Below are 18,966 nucleotides of genomic sequence, written 5' to 3'. Positions count from 1 at the left end.
TTATATATACATCTAAATTAAGAAGCCGTTGGGATATGATCTCGCGGCTTCTTTTGATATGGCGATAAAACTGATAATTCTTACAATTTTGTATATAGTTTGTCAAATTATTAATTTCTGTTAAAATGAAGCTAGTAAAAAAACTGCTTAAAAATGAAGAGAAATCGATAGATTTACTATTAAAGAGGGAGTAAGGGAGTAAAAAGCGGCTGGCAGGAGCCTCCCGCTTTTTCGTATGTAAGGGATTATGAAAAGAAAAAAACTAGAGTTAGCAATCACAATCGTCATATTTCTTGTGACGGCACTTCTTTCGAGTTCAGCAGCTATTTTCTTGCTGAGGGAGTTTTCCAAGCTGACGCCTGCATTCCGGCAGGGAAATATGTGGGTCAGCGCAGTATTTCCGGCTGTGGTTGCAGAGTGTATAGCGATGGTACTGTCGCTGTATAACGGGCAGTATAGTTTCGAACGTATGGGAATACTCAGATATATAGGACGAGCCATCAAGGGGACTGTCTATTTTGTTGGTGTCTGGGGGGCGATGCTTCTGATACAAAAGAACAGCATTTCGGATTCAAGATACTTCTTTGTTACGACGATGGCGTTTCACTTCATTATCCTGCTAGTGCTGCTGTATGCGGTGCAGAACTACATGATCATGAATTTCTATAAAACTGATGCCGCGACGCTGGTGGCGATCATCGCTGACAGAAAAAGTGCGGCGAAGGCGTCATGTGCTATCAAGAAGGACTGGTCCAGGAAGATAGCAGGAATCATGCTGAGCGGGGAAGAACGAGGAAGCAAAAATAAGAAGGGACTGAGTGAGGCGGTTGCCAAGACAGAAACTTCTATAAAAGGCATAAAAAGTCGTATATCAGGGAAAGATACGGAGCTTAGTCCGGAAGAGATTGATCATGTACCAGTGCTTGCGTACGGCAAGGAAATCGTTGACTGTGTTCGTGCCAGTGCTATCGATGAGGTATTTATCTTTTCACCGGAGGGAGATGCGTCGAGGGTTGAAGAGCTGATCGAGGAATTTGCTCAGATGGGACTCCCGGTTCATCTGAATCTTGCAAATGTTGAGAAGCTGGAAAGACATCTCAATGATGAAACAAAGGCATATATCCCGAAGATAGAAACGAGACTTGGGTTTATCGAGAAATCCCCTATGGCTATATTTGAGACACCTACAGTGAAACTCAGATATGAGCTACTGAAGAGAGTGATAGATGTACTTGGAGGCCTGGTGGGTGCGGTTTTTGCAGTGATACTGTATGTGATAGTGGGTATCGCTATCAAGCTGGATTCCCCGGGGCCTGTGATATTTGCACAGGAACGTATCGGGAAAAATGGACGTAGGTTCAAGATGTATAAGTTCAGATCTATGTATATAGATGCCGAGGAACGTAAGGCAGAGCTCATGAAACAGAATGAGATGAGCGGGCTCATGTTCAAGATGAAGGATGATCCGCGTATCACAAAGGTGGGGAAATTCATCAGAAAGACCAGTCTCGATGAGTTCCCTCAGTTCTTCAATGTCCTGATGGGCGACATGTCACTGGTGGGAACCAGACCGCCTACCGTAAGTGAGTTCAAGGAGTATTCAAACTATCACAAGAGAAGACTCAGCATGAAACCGGGTATCACCGGCATGTGGCAGGTCAGCGGAAGATCCGATATCACGGATTTTGAAGAAGTTGTAAAGCTTGACTGTAAGTATATAGATAACTGGAGCTTGGGACTTGATGTGAAGATACTTGTGAAGACCGTGATGGCTGTGGTGATGAGGAAAGGGTCGGAGTGATACTCAAAGCTTGCATTATTGAAATAATGTGATAGAATACATTGTATTTGTGGAAACAAGTAGTTATGTTCTAAACATAGCTATATTTATGATAAAGTTACAAAATGTTCTTAAGTTGAACCTTGAAGCGTGGGCACCTGGTTTATCAGGAATATAACATATCGTTTTCAGAACAGTGCTGATTGATTGTATCAACACTGATGGCGAAGCCTACCCAAAATACAGGAGATAAAATAATGTTCTATGTTGTACAAACTGCACCTGCCAAAGAACAGATTACGAAGACTTTCATAGACGAGATGGTGGGTTCTAAAATAAAACTTAAAAGTTACAGTCTTACCAGGGATATGAGAAAGAAATTTGGCGGTCAGTGGATGACAGTCAAAGAAAAACTTTTCCCGGGATATATATTTGTAGAAACAGAAGATATTTTGGATACATACCTTTCAAGCTTTGCCGTACCGCTTCTTACCAAGTACATCGGAAGAGAAGTGGATCTGTTTGAAACTCTGACAGAAAAAGAGTCAGGATGGATCAGCAAGCTGGTTGCAGAAGGAGAAGAAGTTCCTGTTTCGGAGATAGATATAGCCGAAGGGAATAAAGTTACTATCCTGTCAGGACCTCTTACAGAACTGGAAGGTTATGTAAAGAAGGTGGATCTCCACAGAAGACAGGCAGAAGTTGAGGTTGAGTTCATGGGCAGAAAAACCGTATTTTATCTTGGAATAGAGTTTGTAAAAAAGATGTAAGGGAAAAAGAAAAAGCTCCCAGAAGGGAGCATAGAGAAAGCAGAGTTATGCATGAATTGCATTTAGACGTTCTTCAACGGTTTCCTCAATAAAGCTGTTTAAACTCTGCCCATGTGTCATAGCATAGATAGCAGCCCAGCGATGATTTTCTCTTTTTTTAAAGCGGACATTGAAGCTTCCTTTGTAAGCTATCTCAGGAAATGATCCTTCCTCCTCGCAGAACGCAAGGTAGTCATCAATAGCATTATGAAAGTCACTGATCAGTTCTGTAGCGTTTGTTCCTTCATAAGAAATGAGAGAACTCTTGTGGATATCGCCGAGCGCAGCGAGGCCAGATGTGGATTGGAAAACGAGTAAGGGTTCATAGGATTTTGTGTACTAATGATCCTTTCGGCGCAAGCCGCACACCAAGAACAAGTTTGGTGATTAAGCACGCTTTCTATCGGGGAATAGATAAAGGAATCGAGAATGAGTGATCAAATTTATGGATGGCAGAGATATCTTGGCATAGAACAGGAATTCATTACTGCCAGACAATATGTGTCGTTTGAACAAGATAATACTTATTCAGAATTCTTCACCAGATCAGTAATCATACTTGGGGCTGAAATAGAAGGAGCATTTAAGAAGATATGCAGTAATATTGACGGATCCGCACTTGGAAACATAGGTCAGTATAAGGAAATAATCCTTGGCGTATATCCAGGTATTGTAAGCCTTACTTGTGCTATGAGGGGAAGTGAAAGAAGACTTCAACCTTTCGAAGATTGGGATAAAGAGAAGTTGTCATGGTGGGATGTATATGCAAACGTGAAGCATAGTTTGGTAGATAAAGATGCTTGCAGCATATCAACTCTGTTTGTTTATTGTGGAGGCTACGCAGAAGGAGTATGCCGAGAAAGATTATTTGAGAGCTTATTCTGCTGTGGATGCTCCGAAGTTGTTAGTCCCAGGATTATCGTTTGTAGCGGCACAGGATGACGATGGGATTTTGAATGCTGCTTTCAATCCCTGCAAGTTGATAAAGAAGATTAGGAAATGGTTGCCTGGTAAGCAATCATGATCTTGATGACCACATGAGGGGTGAGACGCAGATACGGAACTGAAGGTTGATAAGTTATCATGATGGGTGTGGCAAGCCACGATGGCCACAAAGAAATATAGAGTAACATAAGGCTTAAACGAAAAATGCATTTGCAGGAATAGGATATAGATGACAAAAGTTTACTTTGAAGACCTTGAAAATAAGGTTATATCTGAGATTTCAAAAGCTGAGTATTCATTAAATATAGCTGTTGCTTGGATTAGCTTTGATAGGTATTACGATACATTTGTAAAATTACTAACAAGAGGCGTGAATATACAAATAATTGCTGATGACAATCATTCAAATAGACGATATCAAAATCTGATTAATGCTCTCTGCAATAAAGGGGCAAGTATAATGCTCATCAAATATCCGTATGGGTATATGCATCAAAAGGTATGCATAGTCGATGATAAGAAATGCTTGTTTGGTTCATTCAACTGGTCCAAAAACGCAGATACAAATAATGATGAGAATATAACCATTTCTGACGAATTGAATGTAATCCTTGAATATAAGCAAAGAATATCGGGAATGTGGCAACTGTCTAATGAGGACAGAAAGCTACTTCGGAATCCGGATATATGTGAATATTGCGGATTACCTATGTTTAATATGCTGTTAATGGAGCAATGTGGAGATTATCAAACCAAGGTAGATGTGGCAAGAACATGTTCATGTAGATGCAAGATTATATATGAGGATTACTTTGATATTAGCGTATATAGCAACTTGATAGCAATCTCGGAGAAATATGATGACGAATCGGCTTTGTATTTTGAAGGAATAGACGATGAGCAATATCGTAGACAACAGGAAGCAAGTTATAAATATGAGATAGAAATGTATCTATCCTCCGTCAGGTTCAACAGAATGGGACTTCCGATAATACATGCTGTAGGTGTTAAGAGTTATGAGTTAATAGGTCGGCACGATGACAGATGGTTTTATAAAATACTGTGGAAAGAAAACGGAACTGGAAGATATATTCAAGACGAGTATGATCTTGACCAATTTATATAGATGTAGATAAGCAATCCAGGAGAGTGATGACCACATTGTGATTGAGTATATATTCGGGAGTAATTGCTTGATAAGCAACCATGATTGGCGTGGCTGACTCCACGATGGGCACAGTTGAAAAGAGAGTATAGATGGGGATACAGAAGAAATTTTTAAAAGTATTGAAATCAGACGAAGCGAATGCAGTTGTTGCTGTTGGAATTACAGGAGTATCTATTGCGAATCCTGTAGCAGGTTTATTTCTAACTGCCGTTCATGAGATTGCTGGACTTGCAGATGAGAAGCGAATAGATGCTGTTATCAGAGGTTTATCAACTGAATTGAATCAGGAGAAACAAATTAACCAGTTGTACGGATATGTCGAAAAGAGCGAAGAAAATGCATTCTATGTGGCTAATACATTGAGAAAGGCACTACTAGCAGACTCTCTGATCGCATGTACTGTTATGGGGAGGATATTGGCAAGGCACGTGAAAGATGGCTGTAAGTACGATCAGGACGACAACATCATCTTTCATGCATTGTAGAATGCTACGGATGACGATATTAGACACTTCTATAGAGTGATGAAAGAGTATAAGCACGATAAAGAGACTTTCCGAATTTCGCTAACTGACATAGATGTTTCTTTAAGTTCTTCGATGGATTGGTGTGAATATAATAGGATTTTTCGAGGACCAAGTGGTGGAATTACATGGGAAGACATTGAAGATGAAGGGTTTGATACGAGTCATGGTCCGACTAATGCTGCAGAAAAACTATTTGAGTATGTTGAATCTGTAAAACATGTGCTTGATTACGGGGCATGATTGAAATGTTTGGTAAGCAATCTGGATGAGGATAACCACATGGTTCTTGATAAGATATCCAGAAACTATGGGGTGATGAGCAACCGTGAGATGCGTGGCTGACGCCACGATGATTACAATTGATTAATACATAGAGGATAAGAATATTGCATGAAAACAGTAATTATGGCCGGAGATAGAGAGATAATAGGGTCAACCCCGAAGAATCCAGTAAACAAGCGGGATGGGTGATGATCAAGGATTTGACATTTCTCCATAAATTCCCTTTTTGGGTCGAGAGAAGCGTCCGATGGACATCGGAAGTCTCGTAAAGTGGAACAGGTTTCTTGAAAGTTCTATTTTGACCCAAACAAAAAGAAGACGGGGAATTTAACAGGAGGAAAGTCAAATGCCCTTGTGAGATCCAGATCTCATTTAGGGCTATTTGACGTTTTAAAAGAATTTATTGACCAGATAGGAATAGCGTCAACCATAAACTCTGAATCAAAAAAAGAGCAAATGGTTGTCTTGAGAAAATATAGTTTGTTGAATGTTACTTTTTAAATATAACCATACGGAAATCTGGCTCTCCAATCCAACCAATTCGACAATCAGATTTGCGAGGTTATGATGGTGAAGAATTATACGGCTGTTCAAAATGATGTCAACTTGAATGTGTCTTATGAAGGATTCAATAGAAAAGAATCTAACGATGGAATAGAGAATAAGACCGAAAGTGTACACTTGATTTTCTGCCGCGGCGCAAAGAATCTTGGCCAGTACGGAGGCTTTGAGACATTCCTTGACAAGTTGACGGAGGTACATGCATCTAATTATACAATTCAATACTATATTACCACAAAAGCAAATGGCGACGGCGCAATGGATGAGACGAAATTGTCCTCGATTTCTGATGTGAAGAAGAATAAAGATGGCAGTGTACGCTCCTTCAAATATCATAATGCAAATGTAGTTAAGTTACGTGTTCCTCAGATTGGTTCAGCTCAGGCCATTGCGTATGATGTTAAGGCTTTTAGGTGGTGCCTGTATTATATTTCTACGCATAGAATTAAAAATGCAATCATCTATGTTTTGGCATGTAGGATAGGCCCTTTTTTCGGGAGTTTAGTATCTAAGGCACACAAATTAGGTGCCAAGGTTTACGTTAATCCTGATGGGGATGCACAGATAATAAGCCGAAAAAATTTAGAGCTGATGGCGGCGTGAGGAGGTTGGTTAGATAAATGGAACAGCAGAATACAAGCCACATCTTTATCATCGGCTCAAAAAGCATTGGGCAGTATGGTGGTTATGAGACGTTTGTAGATAGGCTCATCGGTGAGCATGAGCACGAGGATAGTATCAAGTACCATGTGGCCTGCAAGGCTAATGGTGACGGACACATGGATGAGAGCAAGCTTGATGGCGTGAGAGTTCTGAAGAAGAACGACGATGGAAGCGTTTCAGAGTTCGAATATAAGAACGCTCATGTATTCAAGATCCCTTGCCCGAATATTGGTCCGGCTGTGGCGATTTATTATGACCGAGCAGCGGTTAAGTATAGCATTCAGTACTGCAAGGAGAATGGTATAGAAAAGCCAATATTCTATATTCTCACATGCCGCATTGGCTTGTTCATTGATGGATTAGTAAAGCAGATTAAGGCTATCGGTGGTATGTACTATTTGAATCCGGACGGACATGAGTTTCTTCGAGCTAAGTGGCCCAAGCCTGTCCGCAAATATTGGAAATGGTCTGAAAAAAAGATGGTCAAGGATGCCGATCTAGTTATCTGCGACTCCGTGAATATCGAGAAGTACATCAAAGAGGAATATCACCATCCGCATACAACTTACATCGCCTATGGCGCGGATGTTGAGAAGAGCAGTATGCCGGATGATGATTTGAAGTTTGTGAACTGGTTACAGGAGAAGGGTCTGAAGACCAATGAGTACTATCTGGTGGTTGGCCGTTTTGTCCCGGAGAATAATTACGAGACGATGATCCGCGAGTTTATGAAGAGCCACAGCAAGAAGGACTTCGCGATAATCACAAACATTAACGATAGGCTCAGATCGTATCTGGAAGAGACACTGCACTTCAGCACTGATCCTCGCATCAAATTCGTTGGTACTGTGTATGACAAGGAACTGCTGAAAAAGATCAGAGAGAACGCCTATGGGTATTTCCATGGTCATGAAGTCGGAGGTACGAATCCAAGCCTTTTGGAGGCACTGGGAAGTACGGAGCTGAACCTGCTACTCGACGTTGGCTTCAATAAAGAAGTTGGACAAGAAGCTGCTCTGTACTGGAGCAAGAAGGATGGCGATCTGGCTGGGCTGATTGACAGGGCAGATGAGATGGATGCTGAGTGGCGAAGTAAGTTCGGCACAGCAGCTAAACAGCGAATCAGTACTGCTTACAGTTGGGCGTTTATTGGAGACGAGTATAAGAGGATTTGGAATGAAGGAGCGGTACGATAATCTGGATGGCTTGCGGGCAATTTCTTGCCTGTGCATCATAGCTATGCATATCAGAGCAAATGCGGATTACAACCTTGGAACAGTAGGTAACCCAATTGTTGCATCATGGACACATTTTGTTCCTTTGTTTCTGATGATCAGCGGTTTCGGTATGTTCTGTGGCTATTATGAGCGCTTTAAGAATGGCAACATTGACCTCAACAGCTTTTATGGGAAACGATATAAGAAACTCCTCCCATTTTTTATCACGCTGATTGTGATTGATATTGTGATGGACAGAAGTTTGTCGCATGTGATTGAAGGAATAACAGAAGCTACCTTGGTTTTCGGTTTGCTTCCAAACAATCAGCCCGAAGTTATTGGGGTAAGTTGGACACTTGGTGTCATCTTTCTCTTCTATATGCTGTTTCCGTTCATTGTATATCTATGCTGGACGAAGCGAAGAGGAGGGCTAACATTTATATCATCCATAATCATCAGCCTTTTCTGCTCTATCTATTATTTTACGGACAAGTTTGTTATAGAGGGATTTGCAGCTCGTCATAACTTCCTATACTGCGCCCCATGGATAATAGGAGGCGGTATTGTATACCTCAACAGAGAAGCTATCAAGGACTTTGTGCAGCGATATAGATGGGTATGGTTTGGTGTTTCTGTAATCTTTACTGTGGGTTGGTATTTTCTGCCGAACGATGACGGCGCGATTACCATGATAAAGAATACTGCACTATTCATGTCATGGTTAATGTACGCAATAAGCGTGGACAGCAAGGTACTCGGCAACAAAGTTATGAAGTATCTTAGCGGAATAAGTCTGGAGCTTTATTTGGCACAGATGGTCATATTTCGTGTTTTTGAGAAGATTCATTGCTTGTATCTTACGGGACACGGGTGGGTGAGCTTTCTGCTTGTCTGGGTAGGAATGGTCATTGGATTGATCATGTTCATTGAAATATGGAAATGGCTGTGGACTTTAGCTCAGCGAAAATTGGAGAGTTAAAATGGGACTTAAAGAAACATTCCAGAAACAAGGCGGAATGAATCTAATAAAGCAATATGCAAAGAGCGGAGCGCTCGGCACTGCTGTAGGTGAGTTCGCCCTTCTTGGAAAGAGCAGGACTGCGCTTGAAATATTGCGCCTCTCAACACAACTCAAAACAAAACAGAAGCTAGAAAGAAAATACAGGGGAACGTTGGAAGCTTTTGATAGAGCATACGATCAAAGTCTCCCGCATGAATCAAGTAATAAAGTTTGGGTTTGTTGGTTTCAAGGAATCGAAAATGCCCCGTCCCTTGTTCAGAAATGTTATGACTCTGTGGAGAAGAATCTGACAGACAGAGAAATCGTTCTCATCACCTCTGATAATATGGAGCAGTATGTTCAGTTCCCGGATTACATTATAGAAAAGTGGAAAGCCGGTATAATTACTCATACGCACCTTACGGATTTGCTGAGATTGGAGCTGTTAATAAGATATGGCGGGATGTGGCTTGATGCTACAGTTTTTTGCACAGAGGAAGAGAAGAATATACCGCCTTACTTTTTTAACTCTGACCTGTTCTTCTATCAGAACCTAAAGCCGGGAAGGGATGGGGATGCCTTCTATATTTCAAGCTGGCTAATGAGTGCAAAGACCAATAATATGATTCTAATGGCCACCCGCGAACTATGCTACGAATACTGGAAGACAAATAATAGCATGGATGATTACTTCCTGCTTCACGCTTTCTTTTCCATAGTTCTTGATTATTATCCTGAAGAATGGAATGCAGTTATTCCTCGTGATAATGCTACTCCTCATATTTTATTACTTAGATTGTTCGACGCTTATAATGAAGATTTATGGAATGATATAAAAGATCAGACGCCATTCCATAAAATGACCTATAAATTCGTCAAGGAAGAAACTAATAAAAAAGGCACATTTTATAAGGTGCTGTTTGAGTAATTCTAGGAGCTTTGATTAATGAAAAAGGCTGGCTTATGTGTACGGTATGACTGTGATAATTTCGGTAGTATGCTTCAGATCCTTGCAACTCAAAAGGCCATAAGAGCCATTGGTTGGGATTATGAAATTATCCGGTATGATAAAAGAACCCCATTATTCTACATTTCGAATGTAACTCGGCTTTTTAATCCTTATTTTATGAAAGGAAAAATCGAGACCTTTGAAAAAAATAGAAAGTTGAAAGGTTTTCCGGAAGTTCAGAAGGAAAACAGTATTCGAAACAAGTGGATTGCAGATTATAGAAGAGCATATATAGGTCCTTATTCACCGGTGTATAAGGGATATGCCAATCTTGTAAAAGGGGCAGAAGAATATGATGCAATGGTTGTTGGAAGTGATCAGCTTTGGACGCCAGCAGGGATAAAGAGTAAATTTTATAACTTGCTCTTTGCCCCGGATTATCTCAAAAAAGTTTCTTTTGCAACAAGCTTCGGTGTAGGAGAGATACCAGCTTCTCAAAAGAAAATGACCACACAATACTTGCAGCGGATAGAGCATATTTCTGTTCGTGAAACACGCGGAGCGGAGATTGTAAAAGAGCTTACAGGGCGTGATGCAACAGTTGCGCTTGATCCAACGCTACTTTATACAAGAGATGAGTGGAGGGAAATTTTCCCAGAGAAAAGAATTATTGATGAGCCATATATATTTGCTTATTTCCTTGGTAGCAATGAGGAGCATAGAGAAGCAGTTGAGCAGCTGAAGAAGGAAAGCGGGTTAAAGGTGGTTACAATCCCCTTTATGGATGTGTTTGTTGAGCGTGATCTCACATTTGGAGATCAAAGACTGTTTGAGGTAGGGCCGATTGAGTTCCTGAATCTTATAAGAGGAGCTGAATATATTTGTACAGACTCCTTCCATGGATCGGTGTTCTCAATCTTGAATCATAAGCAATTTATGACCTTTGATCGGACTAATAGTAGTGACAAGCAGACAAGAAATTCAAGAATAGATAGTCTGTTTGGACTTCTGGGGTTGGAAAAGCGGAGATATAGAAGTGGAGTCACACTGAAAAACGTGATTGACCAATCGATAGATTTTGATACTGTGGATCAAAAACTAGCTGAGCTGAGGCAGGAAACGGTGGGTTTTCTGAATAATGCACTAAATGCTAAAGAGTGAATTGTGAAATGATAAAGATTCAAAGAAAAGAAGACTGCTGTGGATGTACTGCCTGTGTGAACGCATGTCCGGTTAATTGCATCCAGATGCAGGAGGATATAGAGGGATTTAAATACCCTCACATTGACAGAGAACGTTGTGTCAACTGCCACAATTGTGAGAAAGTATGCCCTGTTATTAATAACCCCAAAAACGAAAGAAAACCGGTAGCTTATCTTGCTCGTACTCGGGATATTAAGCTTCTTAGCAAATGTACTTCTGGTGGGGTGTTCACAGAACTTGCTCGGGAAATAGTGAAGAATGGTGGCATAGCGTACGGCGTTGTTTATGGAGAAAGCTTTAAAATCCAGCATGAAAGAATATCCAATCTTACTGAAATAGAGAGATTTCCTGGCTCTAAGTATGTACAGAGCGATGTAGGTACAACATTCGCACAGGTAAAAAATGATCTAATTGCAGGGAATCAGGTTGCTTTCTGTGGAACGCCGTGTCAGGTTGCAGGACTTAATAATTTCCTTGGTAAAGAGTATAGGAATCTGTTGCTTGTCGATCTGGTATGCCACGGTGTTCCGTCTCCAAAACTGTGGCGAGCATATGTTGACTATATAGAGCAGAAACATGGAAAACTTCGATTTGCAAATTTCAGGAGCAAGAGACTTGGATATCATGTCTCTGTAATGGAGGAGAGATTTGAGAGTGGAAAAACACAGATAGGTTCTGCTAGAACAAACCTTATGTCAAAGTGTTTCTTTCAGAATGCAGCGGATAGACCGATCTGCTATGAATGCCCGTTCAAAACGGTGTCGCGGTGTAGTGATATTACGATATTTGATGGCTGGCATGCATCTGAGTATATTCCCGGGCTGAAGGATGATGACAAAGGTTATACTGTAATTTTAGTTCAATCTGAGCGCGGGAAAAAGGCTTTATCAGAATACAGAGACCTTTTCAATTTATACGAAATTAATGTAGAAAGAGCAATCAGTCTTGATGGGCGCATGGCAATCAATTCTGTAAAGAGGCCTCAAATTAGAGAAGAGTTTTATTCACTTCTTCAAGAATATGGAATTGAAAAAACTGTAGAAAAGATCTTTCCGATAACAAAAAAAGATTATGTGGTTGAAGATATTAAAGTCATAATGAAAAAGTTAGGTATTCTTTCTATGGTTAAAGCGTTAAAAAAAAGCTAGAACTGGTGTGTGCTTTCTTGTTTGATGAGGAGAATCAATTACATGGGGAGTAAGAGAAGACTATTATTCAATACTCGTGCGGAGTTCTGCATAATTTGTGTGCTTCTCCTATATTTATTTTTTGCGACAAAGCTTCCGTTTAGTAGTATCTTTGACGATTTGGTTGCCGGCTTATTGACAATTCCATTTCTAATTGGCCTGGCAGAAAAGAAATATAATAAAACTGAGATAAGGATGCTTGTTGCGCTTGGGGTGACATGTTTATTAGGTATCGCATCCAACTTTCTTGCGGGAATAGTTACTAACATCAGTTATATTCTGAATGATGTTTTTAGCTTTTTGAGAATCTTTCTCGTTTATTTTGGCTTAATAGCATTATTGCGAGGAAAAACTAAAGCTTTGGAGGCGCTAACCAAAAGACTGGGGTTTTATTCGAAGATTTTTATTACTGTTGCTTTCGTATTTGGAATACTTAATATTTTGGGAATTGTAAGAATGTATTCCACTGTTCGTTTTGGGCTTCGTAATTATTATTTCTATTTCGGAAATTCCTCACAGTTTGGAATATTTATTGGATGTGCACTGGCTATATTAATATTTGGGGGAAAAAGTAGGACGATTTATGAAATAATGGCTCTGGCATGTCTTGTTATGACTTTTAAGGGAATGGGACTGATCATTGCTGCAGTATATTTCATCCTAACATTTGTTGTACACAGAAAAATTAGATGGTGGCATTATCTTATTGCATTAGGTGTTCTAGCATATATTCTTCAGTTTCAAATTACTTCCTATATACTAGATAAGTCCGCACCCAGAGCTATACTTATCTACTACGGATTTGTCACTGCGTTTAAATATTTCCCTATTGGTTCAGGATTTGCCACCTATGGGTCAAACATGGCTGCAGTTCATTACTCACCACTGTATTACTCATATGGATTTCAATTGAGAAAAGCATTAACGGTATTTGATGATGGATATGGCTCAACAACGTATTTAAATGATGCTTATCTTGGAATGATAACTGGACAGTTTGGTATTTTTGGATTGCTGTTGGTTTTTTACGTATTTGTAAAACTTGGAAGAAGTATATTCGGCCCTTCAAATACTGATAACAAAGCAAAGTATATAGCGATAGCTTGTTTTAGTTGCTTCTGTGGTATGGCAATTATGGCGGGTTCTATAAAAACTGCCGGAGGAGAAATGCTGATGGCTGTGTTTGCTATTTATGAACTGATGAATGAAGCTTCAAAGCATTCAGATAGTTTGCCTTTAGATAGTGAATTGAGGAAAATCAATGATTAAAAAGCTGGTAAATAATGCGTATGTGTTTTCTGTAATAGCGAAGGCCTTCAGTGTTCTCTCCGGCATAATATATTCTATTCTGTATTCAAGGTATTTAGGGGCGGAACTGAGAGGAACCGCCTCTATAATTAATAACTATGCAGATATTCTTTCAATTGTTCTTTGTTTAGGAGCATTTCAAGCATATCCATATTTCAAGCAGCGAGATAAGAAGGACATATATGAAAGTTTCATAAATAATGTTTTTGGCCTTTTGATCAGTTATTTTATTTTACTCGTTCCTATCTTAATTCTGATTCCTTTAAACATCAATCTAGTTGTAGCTCTTTTAATAGCACCTATTTGGATGGCAAGCAGACAATTGAATTATGTGGTTGTTGTTGAAAATCCTAGATTAAGCAATATCGGAAGCATGATACTTGATCTGAGTGATCTTCTAACACTTGCCCTCTTGATGATTTTTACAAAGGTAGATTTCAAATGGTGCATAGTTGTCGTAACATTAAAGCAGATTATTTATCTATTAATCTGTATAAAGAATATTTGTTTTCGCAAATTTAGGTTTAGACCTACTTTGAAAGGTATTATGCCATACATTCGGTATGGGATTGTTCCAATGATTACCATCATTTTAATGGAGGTCAATTATAAAATTGATGTATTGATGCTTGAGTGGTTTCGTGTTTCCAATGCAACAATTGGAATCTATTCCCTAGGAGTCATGTTGGCACAAAAGGTTTGGATGATTCCTGACGCGCTAAAAGATATTTTGCTTTCAAAACTTGTTGGAGGAAAAGGAGCAGAGGAAGTTGCAAAGGTCAGTAGAATTAGCTTTTTTATTACTATGATATGTGAGATTTTGGTAATTATATTTGGTAAGCCACTTATAAGGGTTCTTTACGGAAGCGAATACGATAGTGCCTATTTTATTACTTTGATCATATGCGCTGGTGTTATTGGAATGGTCTTCTACAAAATGATTTATTCATTTAATGTGGCCAATGGTGATAAAAATGTTAATCTATTCTTACTGGGAATATCTGCATTAGCAAATATCATATTAAATGCATTAACGATTCCTCTTCTTGGCTCATATGGAGCAGCTATTGCTTCGCTTGTTTCCTATTTTGTGTGTGGTATTGGTTTTCTGATATTCTTTTCCAGAAAAACAGGGACAAAGATATGGGACATTGTTGTAATTAATAAAGATGATTTTGTGGTATTAAAACAAAAGCTTATAAAGTGAGAGGTGCGATATATGCCTAAAGAACTAACGATGCAAGAGATCCAGGCGGTCTCATTAGAAATATTAAAACAGGTCGCAGATCTCTGTGAGGAACTTAACCTCCGTTATTTCCTTGCCTGGGAAACTCTCATTGGAGCAGTCTGCCACAAGGGATTTATCCCCTGGGATGATGATGTGGACATTATGATGCCGAGACGGGATTATGATAGGACGGATGCACAGACCATTGTGGATCGAATGAAAGTGGAGAAGAAGATTCTTATAAAGACATATCCCAATGTTGGGGAATTTGGTAATTGTCTCCGTGTGAGCATTGGCGAGCAGAAATATATGGAGCAATTTACGACATCACTAGTAGAACTCGATAAATAAAAAGATTTGCGGGACCAAATCAGGGTAGGTTATGGTTGCCTAATACACAGGAATAACGAGTACTTTGAGACTATGATATACCTGAATTGTAGCAAGCTCGATATTGATGCAGTTATAGCCAATGCGTAACAGAGTTAATTATTGATTCCTTAGGTACCCTTTAGTTGTGTGGCATATGTATGTCAAGGGTTTCCACGAAGTGGAGCAAAGCTCCCTTGACATGCATATGTCACGCAACTAAACTTCCGAAAAAGAATCAATGGTTACCCTCTATTTTTGACGAATAACCATAAAAAATATACTTCACATCACAGATGAGAAAGTTGGGGAAATCTATAAGGATTTCTTCTTTAGGTAACCTGAATGCAGGATGCGCTAACGAGCAACTATAAAGTGGCCTAAGATTATTTTTTATAGTCTAGAATATAGAGTTTTCAAGGTACAAAGCCCACTTTTAATGTGGGAAGTTTGAGATAATAAATAAAAGGCTTGCAGATGAAAAAACTTATTAATGTAGAGGACCATACTATGAATAGGAAATCGCTATCAACCCAAGAAATCAAGGACATTTCCTTGGAAATACTTAAACAAATAGCAGATTTATGCGAGGAACAGAACATAAGGTATTTCCTGTTAGGCGGTACCCTTTTGGGTGCAATCCGGCATAAAGGGTTTATACCTTGGGACGATGATATTGATATTATGATGCCGCGTCCAGATTATGACAGGTTTCTTGAGTATCTATATAATCACAAACTTCCAAATCTTACTCTTTTTAACAGGAATACTTGTAAAGATTATCCGTACATGATCAGCAGAATGTCTGATGATAGATACATCTTAGAATTTGAAAATGAAGACTCTGTTGGAATGGGTGTGTTTGTTGACATATACCCAATGGATGGCATGGGGGCGACACTTGAAGAAGCTCTTCGATATGGAATGTACAACGATAGAATGTCATCGTTCTGTTTCCAGGCTACCAGGAAGCATTTCGCTATTGAAACTACAAAATCAAAGTTTAGGAAAGCCGTAAAATTTCCTGTATATCTTTTATCCAAAGCTATAGGGAAGGATTTTTTCATGAATCAAATAGAGAAGCATACTGGAAAATATGATTATGAAACGAGTGAATGGGTTGGGGACTTGATCTGGCTTTCCGGTGGAGCTAACGAAATATTTAAAAGGGAATGGCTTGATGATTATATTATGGCTCCATTTGAACAATATGAATTCAGGATACCGAAAGAATATGACGCTGTACTTAAGCATCTGTTTGGTGATTATATGAAGCTTCCTCCTGAAAAGGACAGAATCGGGCATCACTATTATAAAGCATATAGGAAATAAGCGGTACATCACAAATGACAAAAGTAATAACGTATGGAACATATGATATGCTCCATTATGGTCACATCAGACTGTTGGAACGCGCTAAGGAGTTGGGCGATTATCTGATTGTGGGAGTGACTTCAGATGATTATGACCAGACACGAGGAAAAATCAATAATCAACAGACGCTTACCGAACGCATCCAGGCAGTGAGAGACACTGGCCTTGCTGATGAAATCATTGTGGAAGAGTACGAGGGACAGAAGATAGACGATATAAGGCGCTACGATATTGATATCTTTACTGTCGGCTCTGACTGGGTGGGAAAGTTTGATTATCTTAATGAGTATTGTAAAGTAGTCTACTTAGATCGAACACAAGGTGTTTCAAGCACGGAGATAAGAAGTAAGGAACGAGAGATCAGAATCGGACTTGTAGGCAACACGGAATCAAGGATTCTCAATAAGTACTGTGATGAATTTATTTTCGTTAATGGAGCAGATGTGGCTGGACTTTGTACGACAAATAGATCCCTCCAAGAAACGATGTCCACGAAGGTGCCCTACATTACTGATAATTTTGAGGAACTCTTAAGTGCCTGCGATGCCGTCTATCTTATATCGCAGCCGCAGGATCATTATCAGCAGATTAAGAAGGCTCTCTCATCGGGGAAACATGTTCTCGTTGAAGCTCCAATAACATTATCTAAAAGCGAGTGTGAGGAACTGTTCGCTATTGCAGAGGAGAGGCAACTCATCCTGATGGAAGCGGTAAAGACTGCGTATGCTATGGCATATAATCGCTTACTTCTTCTGATAAAAAGTGGAAAGATCGGAAAAGTTGTATCTGTAGATGCGGTGTGTACAAGTTTGTATGACATTGAAACAAACAAGGGAGAGGTCTGGAACAGTATCACGGCTTGGGGACCGACAGCACTTCTTCCGGTCTTTCAAATTCTTGGAACTAACTATAAGGATATAAGACTTATCAGCCTGTTCACTGATAAACAAATAAAACTGGACGCTTTCACAAAGATAGATTTCGTTTATGAATCCGCTACGGCCACAGTAAAGGTTGGAAGAGGTGTGAAAGCAGAAGGTGAACTTGTTGTAGCTGGTACGGATGGATATGTGTATGTTCCGGCACCATGGTGGAAAACAGATTATTTTGAGGTTCGGTATGAGAACCCTGAGAATAATAGGCGATATTTTTATCAGCTTGATGGTGAGGGTATTCGTTATGAAATTGTTGCTTTTGTGAAGGCAATCCAAAGAGGCGGAAATAACTCTTATATTGACCAAAACGTATCATGCTCCATAGCCCAGATTATGGAGAAGTTCTATGTCGAAAATAATATCGAACTAAAATAATTGGAGGATAAAAGCTATGTATTACATTGATGAAAATATTAAGAATCTGGAGAGAATTACTTACCAGAATAATAGAAAAGCGTTTCTTCGATTGGACCTGAATGAGAATCCGGGAGGACTTCCGGAGGATTTCGTGAATGAAGTTATTTCAGAAGTAACACCGGGACTTGTTTCGCAGTACCCGGAAACAGAACCATTTGAGACTTGCTTGGCTAATTTCCTTGGAATAAAGAGAGAAAACATCTGCCTTGTGAACGGCTCATCAGAAGGAGTAAGACACATCATCGAAGCCTACACAAATGTTGGTGGAGAGATTGTAGGAGTAACCCCTTCTTATGCGATGTATGAAGTTTATGCAAAAATGTATGGCCGAGTTTTTAAGCCAGTAAAATATAATGAGGATTTGACCATTTCAGTAGATTCTATCATTGATTCTATTTCAGATAACACTCAGCTTCTGATTTTGCTGAATCCTAATAATCCTATTGGTAATGCTTATTCAAATGAGGAGTTTGAAAGAATACTGGCTGCAGCAAAAGAGCATCAGATAACTGTGATGATCGATGAAGCATATATGTATTTCTATAACAATACGTTTATAAAGGCAGCTTTGGAGAATCCTCATGTATTCATAGTACGTACATTCTCTAAGTTGTTTTCATTAGCAGGCCTTCGTCTGGGTTATGTAGTCGGACAGCCAGAAGATGTTAAGACTGTAAGTCATCTATGTACGCCGCATAACACAAATGCAGTAGCTATGCTTTTTGCACAAAGGATTCTCGAGAAGGAAGGATTCTTGGATTCTCTAATCAAAAAGCAGCTTGATGGAAAACAGTATCTTATTGATACGCTTAAGAAAAATGGTTACATTGTCAGTGCTCAAGAAGGTAACTTCATCTTTGTAAAGCCTAAGTGTCTTGATGCAGATGCAATCGTTTCTCTAATGTATGAGAAAAAGAAGATTCTTGTTAAATCTTATAATAACCTCGGCGAATATGGAAAATGCTTGAGAGTTTCAACTGGTGAAAAAGAGTACATGCAACGTTTCATTGATGCTTTGATAGACCTCGATAAGGTAGGATAAGA

The 18,966-nt window shown here is 39.5% G+C and carries 18 protein-coding genes; 17 read left to right on the top strand and 1 reads right to left on the bottom strand.

Annotation, left to right across the window (positions count from 1 at the left end; translation table 11 throughout):
- Nucleotides 1–247: 247 nt before the first annotated feature.
- Complete coding sequence (locus tag G625_RS21080) at nt 248–1,801, top strand: sugar transferase (RefSeq protein ID WP_049895755.1); 1,554 nt, start codon at nt 248–250, stop codon at nt 1,799–1,801.
- Between the two features lie 236 nt (nt 1,802–2,037).
- Complete coding sequence (gene loaP / locus G625_RS0106020) at nt 2,038–2,550, top strand: antiterminator LoaP (RefSeq protein WP_029200399.1); 513 nt, start codon at nt 2,038–2,040, stop codon at nt 2,548–2,550.
- 45 nt (nt 2,551–2,595) lie between these two features.
- Here loaP and G625_RS23620 read toward each other — a convergent pair whose 3' ends face one another.
- Nucleotides 2,596–2,790: a toxin-antitoxin system HicB family antitoxin gene (locus G625_RS23620; protein ID WP_256377620.1), complete on the bottom strand. Its 195-nt coding sequence runs from the start codon at nt 2,788–2,790 to the stop codon at nt 2,596–2,598.
- A 228-nt stretch (nt 2,791–3,018) separates the two neighbouring features.
- Between G625_RS23620 and G625_RS0106015 the strand changes: the two genes are divergently transcribed.
- The 15 genes from G625_RS0106015 (at nt 3,019) to G625_RS0105940 (ending at nt 18,964) form a co-directional block, all read left to right on the top strand.
- A complete protein-coding gene (locus G625_RS0106015) occupies nt 3,019–3,531 on the top strand; it encodes a hypothetical protein (protein WP_029200398.1) in 513 nt (170 codons plus the stop codon).
- 232 nt (nt 3,532–3,763) lie between these two features.
- Nucleotides 3,764–4,660, top strand: coding sequence for a phospholipase D-like domain-containing protein (locus G625_RS21075; protein ID WP_029200397.1), 897 nt, complete (start codon nt 3,764–3,766; stop codon nt 4,658–4,660).
- 131 nt (nt 4,661–4,791) lie between these two features.
- Complete coding sequence (locus tag G625_RS0106005; protein WP_029200396.1) at nt 4,792–5,187, top strand: hypothetical protein; 396 nt, start codon at nt 4,792–4,794, stop codon at nt 5,185–5,187.
- An 891-nt stretch (nt 5,188–6,078) separates the two neighbouring features.
- Nucleotides 6,079–6,675: a DUF1972 domain-containing protein gene (locus G625_RS18610; protein WP_029200394.1), complete on the top strand. Its 597-nt coding sequence runs from the start codon at nt 6,079–6,081 to the stop codon at nt 6,673–6,675.
- Between the two features lie 17 nt (nt 6,676–6,692).
- On the top strand, nt 6,693–7,931 hold the full coding sequence (gene cps2T / locus G625_RS0105990) for a beta 1-4 rhamnosyltransferase Cps2T (protein WP_029200393.1): 1,239 nt from the start codon (nt 6,693–6,695) through the stop codon (nt 7,929–7,931).
- The gene (locus G625_RS18605) at nt 7,912–8,931 is read left to right on the top strand and encodes an acyltransferase family protein (RefSeq protein WP_049895754.1); all 1,020 of its coding nucleotides are present in this window, start codon (nt 7,912–7,914) and stop codon (nt 8,929–8,931) included. The genes cps2T and G625_RS18605 overlap by 20 nt, the downstream gene beginning before the upstream one ends.
- A 1-nt stretch (nt 8,932) precedes the next feature.
- Nucleotides 8,933–9,880, top strand: coding sequence for a capsular polysaccharide synthesis protein (locus G625_RS0105980; RefSeq protein WP_029200392.1), 948 nt, complete (start codon nt 8,933–8,935; stop codon nt 9,878–9,880).
- Between the two features lie 18 nt (nt 9,881–9,898).
- Nucleotides 9,899–11,062, top strand: a complete 1,164-nt coding sequence (locus tag G625_RS0105975) for a polysaccharide pyruvyl transferase family protein (protein WP_029200391.1) — start codon at nt 9,899–9,901, stop codon at nt 11,060–11,062.
- Nucleotides 11,063–11,070: 8 nt separating this feature from the next.
- Entirely contained in the window at nt 11,071–12,252 is a 1,182-nt protein-coding gene (locus tag G625_RS0105970) for a Coenzyme F420 hydrogenase/dehydrogenase, beta subunit C-terminal domain (RefSeq protein ID WP_029200390.1), read from the top strand.
- Nucleotides 12,253–12,294: 42 nt separating this feature from the next.
- Nucleotides 12,295–13,560 carry a hypothetical protein gene (locus tag G625_RS0105965; protein WP_029200389.1) on the top strand — a complete coding sequence of 422 codons (1,266 nt, stop codon included), beginning with the start codon at nt 12,295–12,297 and terminating at the stop codon, nt 13,558–13,560.
- A complete protein-coding gene (locus tag G625_RS0105960) occupies nt 13,553–14,806 on the top strand; it encodes an oligosaccharide flippase family protein (RefSeq protein WP_029200388.1) in 1,254 nt (417 codons plus the stop codon). The genes G625_RS0105965 and G625_RS0105960 overlap by 8 nt, the downstream gene beginning before the upstream one ends.
- A 12-nt stretch (nt 14,807–14,818) precedes the next feature.
- Nucleotides 14,819–15,178, top strand: coding sequence for a LicD family protein (locus G625_RS0105955; protein ID WP_029200387.1), 360 nt, complete (start codon nt 14,819–14,821; stop codon nt 15,176–15,178).
- A gap of 495 nt (nt 15,179–15,673) precedes the next feature.
- Nucleotides 15,674–16,528, top strand: coding sequence for a LicD family protein (locus G625_RS0105950; protein WP_242826599.1), 855 nt, complete (start codon nt 15,674–15,676; stop codon nt 16,526–16,528).
- 14 nt (nt 16,529–16,542) lie between these two features.
- Entirely contained in the window at nt 16,543–17,880 is a 1,338-nt protein-coding gene (locus G625_RS0105945; RefSeq protein WP_029200385.1) for a Gfo/Idh/MocA family oxidoreductase, read from the top strand.
- Nucleotides 17,881–17,896: 16 nt separating this feature from the next.
- The gene (locus G625_RS0105940) at nt 17,897–18,964 is read left to right on the top strand and encodes a pyridoxal phosphate-dependent aminotransferase (RefSeq protein ID WP_029200384.1); all 1,068 of its coding nucleotides are present in this window, start codon (nt 17,897–17,899) and stop codon (nt 18,962–18,964) included.
- Nucleotides 18,965–18,966 lie beyond the last annotated feature (2 nt).

The organism is Oribacterium sp. NK2B42, assembly GCF_000424445.1.
Classification (GTDB): Bacteria; Bacillota; Clostridia; order Lachnospirales; family Lachnospiraceae; genus Oribacterium.
This window is presented reverse-complemented; position numbering and strand designations above follow the sequence as displayed.